This is a genomic window from Streptomyces sp. NPDC005811, assembly GCF_040630405.1.
In the GTDB taxonomy this organism is placed as follows: Bacteria; Actinomycetota; Actinomycetes; order Streptomycetales; family Streptomycetaceae; genus Streptomyces.
Map to the genome: position 1 here is coordinate 18,159 of NZ_JBEXXK010000065.1, position 11,262 is coordinate 29,420.

The 11,262-nt window shown below is 70.0% G+C and carries 13 protein-coding genes; 8 read left to right on the plus strand and 5 right to left on the minus strand.

The features are described 5' to 3' along the window. Nucleotides 1-52 precede the first annotated feature (52 nt). Nucleotides 53-2,869: an FAD-binding and (Fe-S)-binding domain-containing protein gene (locus ABZ490_RS44170; protein WP_359003801.1), complete on the minus strand. Its 2,817-nt coding sequence runs from the start codon at nucleotides 2,867-2,869 to the stop codon at nucleotides 53-55. Between the two features lie 112 nt (nucleotides 2,870-2,981). Here ABZ490_RS44170 and ABZ490_RS44175 point away from each other — a divergent pair, with 112 nt between their 5' ends. The 6 genes from ABZ490_RS44175 (at nucleotide 2,982) to ABZ490_RS44200 (ending at nucleotide 7,158) form a co-directional block, all read left to right on the plus strand. After that, a complete protein-coding gene (locus ABZ490_RS44175; RefSeq protein ID WP_359003804.1) occupies nucleotides 2,982-3,632 on the plus strand; it encodes a TetR/AcrR family transcriptional regulator in 651 nt (216 codons plus the stop codon). An 11-nt stretch (nucleotides 3,633-3,643) separates the two neighbouring features. Beyond that, complete coding sequence (locus tag ABZ490_RS44180) at nucleotides 3,644-4,021, plus strand: cupin domain-containing protein (RefSeq protein WP_359003807.1); 378 nt, start codon at nucleotides 3,644-3,646, stop codon at nucleotides 4,019-4,021. 131 nt (nucleotides 4,022-4,152) lie between these two features. Then, a complete protein-coding gene (locus ABZ490_RS44185; protein WP_359003810.1) occupies nucleotides 4,153-4,308 on the plus strand; it encodes a hypothetical protein in 156 nt (51 codons plus the stop codon). 210 nt (nucleotides 4,309-4,518) lie between these two features. After that, nucleotides 4,519-5,199, plus strand: a complete 681-nt coding sequence (locus tag ABZ490_RS44190; protein ID WP_359003813.1) for a glycoside hydrolase family 11 protein — start codon at nucleotides 4,519-4,521, stop codon at nucleotides 5,197-5,199. Further along, entirely contained in the window at nucleotides 5,196-5,885 is a 690-nt protein-coding gene (locus ABZ490_RS44195) for a polysaccharide deacetylase family protein (RefSeq protein WP_359003816.1), read from the plus strand. Before ABZ490_RS44190 ends, ABZ490_RS44195 begins: the two co-directional genes overlap by 4 nt. A 529-nt stretch (nucleotides 5,886-6,414) precedes the next feature. Continuing rightward, on the plus strand, nucleotides 6,415-7,158 hold the full coding sequence (locus ABZ490_RS44200; protein ID WP_359003819.1) for a hypothetical protein: 744 nt from the start codon (nucleotides 6,415-6,417) through the stop codon (nucleotides 7,156-7,158). 42 nt (nucleotides 7,159-7,200) lie between these two features. Here ABZ490_RS44200 and ABZ490_RS44205 read toward each other — a convergent pair whose 3' ends face one another. Then, a complete protein-coding gene (locus ABZ490_RS44205; RefSeq protein ID WP_359003822.1) occupies nucleotides 7,201-7,425 on the minus strand; it encodes a hypothetical protein in 225 nt (74 codons plus the stop codon). A gap of 93 nt (nucleotides 7,426-7,518) precedes the next feature. Between ABZ490_RS44205 and ABZ490_RS44210 the strand changes: the two genes are divergently transcribed. Together ABZ490_RS44210 and ABZ490_RS44215 are read left to right on the plus strand one after the other, a co-directional pair. Next, on the plus strand, nucleotides 7,519-7,983 hold the full coding sequence (locus tag ABZ490_RS44210; protein ID WP_359003825.1) for an NADAR family protein: 465 nt from the start codon (nucleotides 7,519-7,521) through the stop codon (nucleotides 7,981-7,983). Nucleotides 7,984-8,001: 18 nt separating this feature from the next. Beyond that, on the plus strand, nucleotides 8,002-8,856 hold the full coding sequence (locus tag ABZ490_RS44215) for a YwqG family protein (protein ID WP_359003828.1): 855 nt from the start codon (nucleotides 8,002-8,004) through the stop codon (nucleotides 8,854-8,856). A gap of 367 nt (nucleotides 8,857-9,223) precedes the next feature. On the opposite strand, the gene ABZ490_RS44220 is transcribed toward ABZ490_RS44215, so the two are convergent. From ABZ490_RS44220 to ABZ490_RS44230, 3 genes are read right to left on the minus strand one after another with little or no spacing between them, the layout of a single operon-like run. After that, nucleotides 9,224-9,697 carry a hypothetical protein gene (locus tag ABZ490_RS44220; protein ID WP_359003831.1) on the minus strand — a complete coding sequence of 158 codons (474 nt, stop codon included), beginning with the start codon at nucleotides 9,695-9,697 and terminating at the stop codon, nucleotides 9,224-9,226. A gap of 39 nt (nucleotides 9,698-9,736) precedes the next feature. After that, nucleotides 9,737-10,330: a YdcF family protein gene (locus ABZ490_RS44225; RefSeq protein ID WP_359003834.1), complete on the minus strand. Its 594-nt coding sequence runs from the start codon at nucleotides 10,328-10,330 to the stop codon at nucleotides 9,737-9,739. Between the two features lie 53 nt (nucleotides 10,331-10,383). After that, complete coding sequence (locus ABZ490_RS44230; RefSeq protein ID WP_359003837.1) at nucleotides 10,384-11,241, minus strand: dioxygenase; 858 nt, start codon at nucleotides 11,239-11,241, stop codon at nucleotides 10,384-10,386. Nucleotides 11,242-11,262: the final 21 nt, after the last annotated feature.

Sequence of the window (11,262 nt, forward strand, 5' to 3'; positions counted from 1 at the left end):
ACCGTCACCCGTCTGCGGAGCCGAGCCCCCGGGGCCCGGCTCCGCAGACGTGTCACCGGCCTCGGACGCGGGACGCGAACAACTCGGCCAGATGGCGGGTCGGCACCTGGGCCAGGTCGTCGAGCTGGACGCGGCAGGACATGCCGTCCGCCAGGACCACCGCGTCCGCGTGCGCCCGCACGGCCGGCAGCAGATGCGTCTCGGCGACCGCCACGCTGACCTCGTAATGCCCCTTCTCCACCCCGAAGTTGCCGGCCAGGCCGCAGCACCCCGGCACCTGGGTGACGGACGCGCCGGCCCGCTCCAGCAGGCGCCGGTCGGTGTCCCAGCCGATGACGGCACTGTGGTGGCAGTGGGGCTGGGCGACGACCTCCACCCCGGTCAGGTCGGGCAGCGGCAGCTCGAGGCGCTCGACGAGCTCGGCGAAGCTCAGCATCCCCGAGGCCACCAGGCCCGTCTCCTCGCCGTCGCACAGTTCCGCCGCGTCGCCGCGCAACGACGCCAGACACGACGGCTCCAGCGCCATCACGGGGACCCCGCCGCGGAGGTAGGGCGCGAGCGTCCGCACGGTCCGGCCCACGATGTCCCGCGCCCGGTCGAGCTGACCGGTCGTGATCCAGGTCAGGGCGCAGCAGGCGTCCTCCCGGATGACGCGGACCGTGAGGCCGTGCGACTCCAGGAACCGGATCGCCGCCAGACCGGAGGCGGGGAAGAAGTGGTCGGTGAAGGAGTCGGCCCAGATCCACACGTCGGGAGGGGTGTCGCCCACGACACCGGTGTCCGCCGCCCGCCTCAGCGTGGGGGAGGCGAACCGCGGCACGGACCGCCTGCGGTCGATACCGGCGGCCCACTTGGCCAGCGCGGCGAGCGGCCCGACCCGCAGGAGCAGATCGGCCGGCCTGGCCAGCGGTGCCATGAGCCGGGCCCACTGCGGGAGCCGCCCGAGGAACAGATGCGACCGCGGCCGGCGCAGCCCGGCGACATCGTGCCGCTGGTGCAGCACCTCGCTCTTGTACGTGGCCATGTCGACACCGCTGGGGCAGTCGCTCGAACACCCCTTGCACGCCAGGCACAGGTCGAGCGCCCCGGCGACTGCCGGGTCCTTCAGGCCCCCGCGCAGCAGACCGCCGTCGAGCGCCTCCTGGAGCACGCGCGCCCGGCCGCGGGTCGCATCCCGTTCGTCCCTCGTGGCGAGATACGACGGGCACATCACCCCCGTCGTCGTGGGCGCCACGCACTTTCCGACGCCGGTGCAGCGGTGCACGGCGGCACCGAGGTCCCCCGCGTCGTGCACCAGACGCAGCCCCGTGCGCACCGGGGTCCGAGGGCGCACCGGGCGCAGGTCGTCGGTGAGCGGAACCGGGTCGGCGATGATGCCCGGGTTCAGCATGCCGTCGGGGTCGCAGACCGTCTTGACCTGCCGGAACAGGGCGAGGGACGTCTCGTCGTACATCAGCGGCAACAGCTCGCCGCGGACCCGGCCGTCACCGTGCTCTCCCGACAGGGTGCCGCGGTACGCACGCAGCCGTGTCGCACAGGCGGTCATGAAGTCACGGAACACGCCGGCCGAGGCCGGGTCGCCGGGCCGGAACGGGAAGTCGATACGGCAGTGCACACAGCCGTCGCCGAAGTGCCCGTACGGAACGCCCTGAAGGCCGTGCTCCCGCAGGAGTCCCTCGAAGTCGCGCAGCCACGCGCCGAGATGCTCCGGCGGAACGGCGGCGTCCTCCCAGCCGCCGTACGCCGGAGTCGGCAGCGACCGGCCCGCGAGCCCCGCGCCGTCCTCACGGATGCGCCACAGCGCGGCCGCCTCCCGCGGGTCGTCGATCAGCCGTGTGTCCAGCGCGGCGCCGACGGCGACGAGCCGCCGTACCGCGTCGCCCGCGTCCTCGCCCGCCACCTCCGCGAACAGCCAGCCACGCCCGCGCGGCAGGTCGGGAACGGCGGAACCCTGTTCCCGCACCAGATCGACGATGCGCGAGTCCATGCCCTCGCACGCGACGAGCCGGCCCGGCACGGCGGCGAGCAGCGCCGGTACGGCATCGGCCGCGTCGGCCATCGTCGGGTACCCGAGCACCAGCATCCTGCGCTCGACCCGGTCGTCGACCAGCCGTACCGTCGCCTCCAGGACCGTGGCCAGCGAGCCCTCGCTGCCGGTCAGGAACCGTTCGACGCGGCGCCGCTCGGGCAGCAGGTGCTCCAGGCCGTAGCCGCTGACCTGACGGCCGAAACGGCCGAACTCGGTCCGCAGATGAGCGAGGTTGGCGTCCCCGACGGCGGCCAGTCGCGCCGCGGTGTGGCCACCGGGCCGACCGCCCGCCTCCAGGGCGAGTTCGCCGTTGCCGTACAGCACGCGCAGCGACTCGACGTTGTCCACGGTCCGCCCGTAGCCCAGCGCCCGCGACCCGCAGGCGTTGTTGCCGATCATTCCGCCGATCGTGCAGCGACTGTGCGAGGACGGGTCCGGTCCGAACCGCAGCCCGTGGGGTGCCGCCGCGCGCTGGAGGTCCGCGTGCACCACGCCCGGTTCCACGCGCGCCGTGCGCGCGGCCGGGTCGATGTCGAGGATCCGGTTGAACCGGCGGGTGTCCACGACGATGCCATGGCCGACCGCGTTGCCGGCGATGCTGGTGCCGGCGCCGCGCATCGTCACCGGTATCCGCAGCTCACGCGCCACCTCGTGGGCCGCGATCACCTCGTCGGCGTGGCGCGCCGTGACGACCGCGGACGGGACGACGCGATAGAGGCTCGCGTCCGACGAGTACAGGGCGCGGGTCAGGGGAGTGTCGTCGAACGTGACGTTCGCGGCGCGCAGAGCGGCGGCGAGGTCGTCGCGGGACACGGAGGTGCGCTGTGCTTCAACGGGCATGCTTCAGGCTAACTAACGTACGGTAGCTTCGCCAGAGTGTGGCGTCGCCGTGTGCTAACTAACGTCAGGTAGTCTCCCCTCGAAACGTCGCACACCGGTGAAGGAGGCGTCAGTGGCCGAGGAGCGGTGGCCCCGCGCGGTCGAGGAGTTCGACGAGCATCTCGGCGCGCTCGACTGGAGCCGTCAGACCCCCTCGCGGCAGGCGATCCTCGAGGCGTTCCTCCGGCTGGCCACCGAGAACGGGTTCAACTCGGTCACCATGCGGATGATCGCCAAGGAGATGTCCATCAAGGCCCCGAGCCTGTACAACCACTTCCCGGACGGCCGCGACGAGATCGTGGCCGAGTCGCTCCGCTGGCACTTCTACAAGTTCGGCGTCGCCCTGCTCGACGAGGTGCGCGGTGTCCCGGACCCCCGGGAAGGCTGGCGCCGGATGGTGCACGTCCATCTCACCCGGCAGATCGAGCTTCCCGAGAGCAACCTGTGGGACCTGCTGGTGGCGACCGACCAGGTCGTCCACTTCCTCCCGCCGGCGCTTCGTGAGGAGGTCGACGCCTGGGTCGATCTGTACGAGGCGCTCTACCGCGCCGCGGCCGAGGACATGGGCTTCGGCCCGTCCGTCCAGCAGGTCAAGCTCGTGATGACCGTCCTCGAAGGCGCAAACCGCTGGGCCATGTGGGACGGCGAGCGCCGGTCCCTGGCGCGGTTGGCCGAGAAGGCGAACGGCGCGACCCTCGCCCTGCTGGAACTCGCGAAGGAATGAAGGGACGAACGATGGCACCGCGGAAGTACCCCTCCAGCCCCCTCGTCCAACGGGAAGGACGCCCCAAGGGCCACGCCTTCGTGCCACCGGGGGAGGGGCCCCGGCCGGGAGTCGCCCTCATGGAATGGGAGCTGCGGGGCGAGTCCTGGACGGACGAGCATCCGCACGACGAGTTCAACTACGTCCTGGAGGGCCACCTGTTCGTCGCCTGCGACGGGGAGACCGTCGAGGCCGTCACCGGAGACGTCGTCCGGGTGCCGGCCGGGAGCGTCGGCCGCTACTGGGCTCCGGAGTACGCCCGCATGATCGCCGTCTACGCCCCGAATCCGCAGGGGCTGGAGAGCCGCGTGCACATGTACACACGCCTGGAGCCACCGGAAAGCAGCTGAACCGTCCCGCATCACGCTGCTCCTGTCCGTGCCCGCCTGATTGCCGCCCCTCCCACCCACGATCTGCTGCGCAGACTCGTTCGGTCAGCCGTCGAAGCGGTCTGCGCCCGGCTGCTCGCGAGCTCGACCTCATGCGTGCCGAGCACGTGCACCTCGCTTTCGGCCACGGAATCCAGCACTGCCTCGGCGCTCCCCTCGCCCGGCTGGACGGCCGCGTCGGCCTGAGATCCCTTCTCGAACAATTCCCGTCCATCCAGCTGGAGAAGCCGCGCGTGCGCCTGGCCTGACCTTCCTGCCGGAAGGTCTTCGAAACATTCGGTATCAGGAGGGCCGCGAAACTCTCCCGATCTCCTCTCACCCCGACGAAAATAGCTGTCTCAATAGTCGTCAGAAGGCATCGAAATATTTCGGGACAGAAACCGAAACTATTGACAGTCGATGAGGGCGGGTCAACACTGCGGACCACATTTCAGGCCTCAGAAGAGGAGGAACCTCGAATGCACCCCGCACCCGCACCCGCACACCACCCGACCCGCAGGACCGCATGCGCCCTACTGCTGGGCGCCGCGTCGACGCTGGCCCTGCCCGGCACCGCCCGCGCGGCCACCGTCATCACCACGAACCAGACCGGAACCAACAACGGCTTCTACTACTCGTTCTGGACCGACGCGCAGGGCACGGTCTCCATGACCCTGGACTCCGGCGGCACCTACGGCACGAGCTGGCGCAACACCGGGAACTTCGTCGCCGGCAAGGGCTGGAGCACCGGCTCACGCAGGACCGTGAACTACTCGGGCACCTTCAGCCCGTCCGGCAACGCCTACCTCGCCCTCTACGGGTGGTCGTCCAATCCGCTCGTCGAGTACTACATCGTCGACAACTGGGGCACCTACCGGCCGACCGGCACGTACAAGGGGGCCGTGACCAGCGACGGCGGCACCTACGACATCTATCAGACGACGCGGTACAACGCGCCGTCCGTCGAAGGCACCAGGACCTTCAACCAGTACTGGAGCGTCCGGCAGGCGAAGCGGACGGGCGGCGCCATCACCACCGGCAACCACTTCGACGCCTGGGCGCGCGCCGGGATGTCCCTCGGCACCCTCAGGTACTACATGATCCTCGCGACCGAGGGCTATCAGAGCAGCGGGAGCTCCACCATCACGGTGGCGGCATGAGCCCGGCCGGGACACATCCGGGCGCGCGCCGCCTGACGACGACCCTGGCCGCGCTGGCCCTGGCCGCCGCAGGCACCCTCACCGTCCAGGCCGCCCCCGCCCGGGCCGCCGCCTGTGCGGGATACGTCGGACTCACCTTCGACGACGGCCCGTCCGGGAACACCCCCGCCCTGCTGAGCGCGCTGCAACGCAACGGCCTGCGGGCGACCATGTTCAACGAGGGCCAGTACGCCGCCGCCTACCCGGCCCAGGTCAGGGCGGAGGTCGCGGCCGGCATGTGGGTCGGCAACCACAGCTACACGCACCCCCACCTCACCCAGCTCACCCAGGCACAGATCGACTCGGAGATCCTCCGTACCCAGCAGGCCGTCGCGGCGGCGGGCGGCGGCACGCCGAAACTGATGCGGCCGCCGTACGGCGAGACCAACGCGACGGTCAAGGCGGTGGAGGCCAGGTACGGCCTCACCGAGATCATCTGGAACGTGGACTCCCAGGACTGGAACGGCGCCAGTACGGATGCGATCGTGCAGGCCGCCGGGCGGCTCACCAACGGTCAGGTCATCCTCATGCACGACTGGGCCGCCAACACGCTCGCCGCGATCCCGCGCATCGCCCAGGGACTGGCCGCCCGCGGCCTGTGCTCCGGCACGATCTCCCCGCAGACGGGCCGCGCGGTAGCGCCCTGACAGGGTGGGGGCCGACCTGAGTCGGCACGGCCGACCGACCGTCGGCCTCCACCCTCCACGGCTGCACGGGCCGTCCGGGCCAAGTGGGCCTCCCGAGGCCGATCCGGCACCTTCCTTACGCAGTACGGGTGAATGACCCGATCGTTCAGGTCGGGACAGGTGGGTGAGTCTTCTACGGTCTCTGCATGGATCCGGGGGCTGCACGCCCGGCGGGCGGGGGACAGGGCGAAAGGCGCACCTGATGTCGGGGTTGGGGAAGTCGCCGGACGTGCTCGGGGCCCGGGCGGGCCGCTCCCGCCGGACCGGGGCATGGGCCTGGGGCGCGGTGGGCGTGGCTTGTCTGGTGGCAACAGCGCTGACGGTCAGCGGGCCATGGGCGGCCGGGAACGCGGCGGCGTGGACGGTGGCCTTCGGGCCGACCACCGGGTGCTGTGCGCTGGCGGTCTCCCTGGGGCTCCGTGCGTGGGGGGCGGCCGGCCGGGTACGGACGCGGCTGCTGCTGTTGGGAGGTTCGGCGGCGGCCGGGGGTGTGTACCGGGAAGCGGTCAACGTGCTGTCGGCTCAGCCTCCAGGGCTGACACCGGTCGACCATTCACTGCTCGCTTCGGTGGTGCTCTTCGGAGTGACACTGGCGGTCGGCCTGGGCATGGCAGGTCTGGTGGTCGCGGCCGATGCCGGCCAAGGCCGGAGCGTGTGGCTGCGGCGCGTGCTGGACGGGGTCGTCACAGCCGGAGCCGTGTTCATGACGGGATGGGTCCTGCTGCGCGGCGCCAGTGGTGGCTGGCGACTGGGTACGGGCATGGTGGGTGTCCTTTGGACCGCGGAAGTCCTGTTCCTCAGCTTTCTCTTCGCCTTGCGCCGTCTCGTACGGAGCGACCGGAGAGCCACCTTGTGGGTGGGGATCGTCGGGCTGGCCCTCATGCTGACCGGCGACACCCTGCGCCTGTGGACGGTCGGCCCGCCCAGCCCTGAGACGATGTCCTGTCAGGTGGCAGCCGTCTGCAACACCGTGGGCCTGCTGGTGGCCGCCGCCGGCCCTTGGGTGCCCGGCGGGGCGAAGGTTCTGGGCACGGCACAGCCGACGTTGCGATGGGGGATGGAGAGCGCGGCAGCCTTCATCCCGTTGACGGTCTGCACGGTCACGGTGCTCGGGTATGTCCTGGCTCCTCCTGCCGGGGACCCGGTGCCGGTGCTGGTCGGCGGGACGGCTCTGCTGAGCCTCTGGGTCCGCCAGAGGCTGCTGCCGAACGAGAACACCAGAAACGACGACTGAGAGCGGTCAGTTCACCTGCGCGGCCGCGTCCCGGTGTCGAACTCAGGACGCATCGGCCGAGACGCCCTCGACGGCGGCGAGGCGGTCGGGGAACAGCACACTTCCCGCGTGCACTTGGGCATGTGTCCCGAACTGATGGCCCGCCAGGCGGCCGGTGACCAGCCGACCCCGGTTCCGGGGAACCAACCTGGACCGGCCGGCCACCACCGGGCCGCGGTTGACCTGGAACCGGACCTCGCGATGGTTGCCGAACAGCACGACGCTCACGGCCCTTCAGGACCGGCCCCCCAAAGAAACCGGTTGGCAGGCCCGGGGCACGCCTGACATCGTGCGGGTTTCCGTGACATCCGTGAGGTTCTCATGACGATCTACTTCTATGGCGCCGACGAAGTCCCTTACGGATGCTTCTCGAACTTCTCCGATCACGGCTTCGACCTCGACGGGGTCCGGTGGCCCACCTCGGAGCACTACTTCCAGGCGCAGAAGTTCAAGGGCACCCGCCACGCGGATCTCATCCGGCGTGCGCGCACGCCCCTGCGGGCAGCGGAGCTGGGCCGTGACTCGTCCAAGCCCCTGCGGAGGGACTGGGAGCGGGTCAAGGACGACGTGATGCGCCGTGCGGTGGTGACCAAGTTCCGCGCGCACGCCGATATCCGCGACATTCTGCTGTCCACCGGCGACGAGGACATCGTCGAGGACACCACCACCGACCACTACTGGGGGCGGGGCAGGACCGGCAACGGCAAGAACATGCTCGGGCGGATTCTGGTCCGCACCCGTAACCAGTTGCACGCCGAGTTCACCGAAGCCCTCAAGGACGGCTGATCGGAAATGATGGATGTCATGACCGACGAGCGATACTCCCGACTTGCTGCCGAGCATCTTCCCAGCGACGTCGCGCAGCGCTGGACAGCACTCCTGCGCCCGTCCGTACGCCTGCGCCAGGCCCGAGCCGGCGAGCAGATCGCTGCCGTGCTCGGCGGGACCCCGGAGCTTCCGGCCGGGACCGCCTGGCCCGAGTGGCCCGGATACGGGCCCTTGTCCTTCGTCGCCTCGGTGCGCTGCGCCGCACTGCCCCGCGACGGACTCGCTGAGGAGTTCCCCCGGGATGGAACCCTGTCCTTCTTCTCCTTCGACGGTCAGGTGGACGAAGACGTCTTCGTGTCCGTCGACGACCCCGACACCTGGGCCGGGGCCCAGGTGCTGTACGTCCCGGAGAACACCCCCGTCCTCCCGGTGGACACACCCCCTGTCCTGGAGGCGTTCCCGCGCGTGGAACTCGGCGCGGACGTCGGAGAGAGTGCCCCGGACCTGTGGCTGCCCCAGGCCCGGCAGGCGCTGCTCGGCGACACCCGGCACTGGCCCCACCCCCGCGACACCCCGGCCGGGCTCAGACCGTTCGTTCGCGCCTTCGCGCACCTGCGCACCCGGATCGACCACCAGATCGGCGGTCACGCCGTGCCCGTCCAGGGCCCGGTGGAGTACGAGATCGCGAACGCGACGCTCGGCGGCATGCACGCGTGGGGCGACCAACCGCTGGACCGGGAAGCCGAACGCTGGGTCCTGCTCGCCCAGTTCGCCGGCGACAGCGACGCGAAGACGACCTGGGGCGACGAGGGCACCCTCTACTGGCTCATCCGCTCCGACGACCTCGCCGCCCGGCGGTTCGACCTGGCTCGGCTCACGGTGCAGGGCTAGCCATGGGCCGGCCGGGTGCCTCTCCAGGACCAGACCGAACAAGGCGCCCTCCCTTCGAACGGCGAAGGGTGCGATCGCTATGTCCGGGTACTGCCGCTCAGGCAGCGCGTCCAGCCACTCACCGAGCAGCTGCTCGGCCGCAGTGATCGCCTTCTGTTCACCGTCCGCCGTGGTACCGGTGAACTGAATGAGTGAGTCCATGTGCCGACCAGACTCGTCGAACTGATGGAGCACGGCGCACCAGCGCTTCTTGTCCTGCCAGTCGTCGCTGCTCCAGTCGCTCCGTCCTCGGGAAAGGCCGCGGTGACGGAGGCGAAGAACTGGCCACCCCGCTCCCTCGGTCGTCAAGGCCCCGCTGCTGCTGCCTCTACCGCACATCACCGGCGTCGGCGAAGCGCTGGACGCGCGCCGCGAGGGCGTCGGTGTCGATGGGTGGCCCCATAGGCTCACGTCGCTGTCCCCACAGCACGTGTGCGGGCAAAAGGCCGGCAAGGCATTCGACGACGTCGACGAAGTGGGTGATCAGGCCCGAGCTGTCCAGTTCAGGGTCGTATTGCAGTCGCAGGCCGTCGAACGGTCCCGGATGGTGGTGCACGACAGAACCCTGGGCCAGGGGATACAGCCAGATGACGGGTTCCTCCGAGTCTTCGTCAAGGACCGCGAAGTAGTCGTCGACCTGCTCGAAGCGCAAGCGCTCCAGCGATCCCCAACGGGCGTCCGTGGCGGGGAACTTCGGGTGGTGGTCACCACAGAGGAGGAAGACATCACCGAAGCTGGGCCGCTGCGGCCCGGCGAACATGATATCGATCACGCACTCGTGCTCGACGTTGACAGGTTCCATGGCCGCAAGCTTGCCCTGCCACGCGGGATTCCACAGTAGTCAGACCCTCCGTTCGTCGGCCTTGAGAACGCGGAGGGTCCAAAGTCCGTACAGAGCCAGCAGCGGCTTGACGACCATCCACTCGCCAGGGCGGTAGTCATCCGCGGGCACCAGCTTCTGTGCAAGATCAGGGCGCTGCCGCCGCAAGTACGCCCGGGCCTTGAGCGCATGGGCTGGTTGAGAGACGATCTTGATGCGGTCCACGTCCTCGATCAGTGGGATCACGTTCGTGATGTTCTCCCATGTCGTCATGCTTTGGTCTTCGAGAAGCACTGTGCCGTCGAACCCGAGTACCGACTTCGCGTAGTCGGCCATCAGCGTGGCCTCCGCGGCGCCGCTGCCGGCCGCACCGCCGCTGAAGACCACGCGGGTCCCGTGCGTGCGGTCAGCCGCGATGGAGCGTATTCCCGCACGGACTCGCCAGCGGTTGATCAAGTTCGCCGTCTCTTGGCGATTCCGGTAGCCCAGCACGACCACGGCCTCGGAAGCGCCGTCGTTGTTCCCTACGAGAGTTCGAGACCAGCGCCAGTTCAGCCACTCACCCCAGGCCAGGGCTGCCACCCCGGCTGTCGCCCATCCGGTCCTTCGTCGCATGCGGCGACTCTAGGGCACCTTTCGACGGGTGCGGGGGCTGAACACAATCCGGGTCAGTCGCGCTGCAGCACGAAGTCGAACTCGGCGTGGAGGTAAGGGACCTCGAGCGTGCTGTCGTCGGGCGCGGTCCCCGCCGGGCGTTCGGTGAACGGGACGACCAGCGCGTCCTTGGTGCCGAAGACGACGTCCGAGTCGAGGTATTCGCTGCCCTCCTGGAACAGGTGGGTGATCAGTTTCCGGTAGCCGGGTTCGTGGAGGAGGAAGTGCACGTGCGCGGGCCGGAAGTGGCTGATGTCCGTCCGGCGCACCAGGTCGCCGACGGGGCCGTCCATGGGGATCGCGTAGCCGCGCGGCGCGATGGTGCGGATGCAGTACGTGCCGTCCTGACGGGTGCGGTACTTGGCCCGCAGGCGGGCCTCGTCGATCTCGGGGAGCTGGGCCTCGTACGCGCCGTCGGCGTCGGCCTGCCAGACGTCGAGCACGGCGCCCGGGAGCGGAGCACCCTCGGTGTCCGTCACCTTGCCGGTGAAGAACAGCGGCGTGCCCTCGATGCCGTCCGACATGTCGAAACCGTACGGCGCGGTCGGGGAGCCGTCGATGTGGAACGGCCCGAGCACCGTCGCCGGGGTCGCCCGCGGCCCGAACCGGTTGTTCAACTGCACGACGAGCGTGCTCAGTCCGAGCACGTCGGACGTGAGGATCAGCTCCTGGCGCTTGTCGTCACACGTCTGGCCGGCCGCGGTCAGCCACTCGATCGCGGCCGCCCACTCGTCCTCGGTGAGCCGTACCTCGCGCGCGAAGGAGTGCAGATGACGGACCAGCGCTCCCATGAGTTCGCCCAGCCGCGGGGAGTGCGCGGTGGCCCAGCGCCGGACGGCCAGCTCGGTGATGTTGTCCTCGTCGACGGACACGATTGCTGCTCCTTGCTCTGC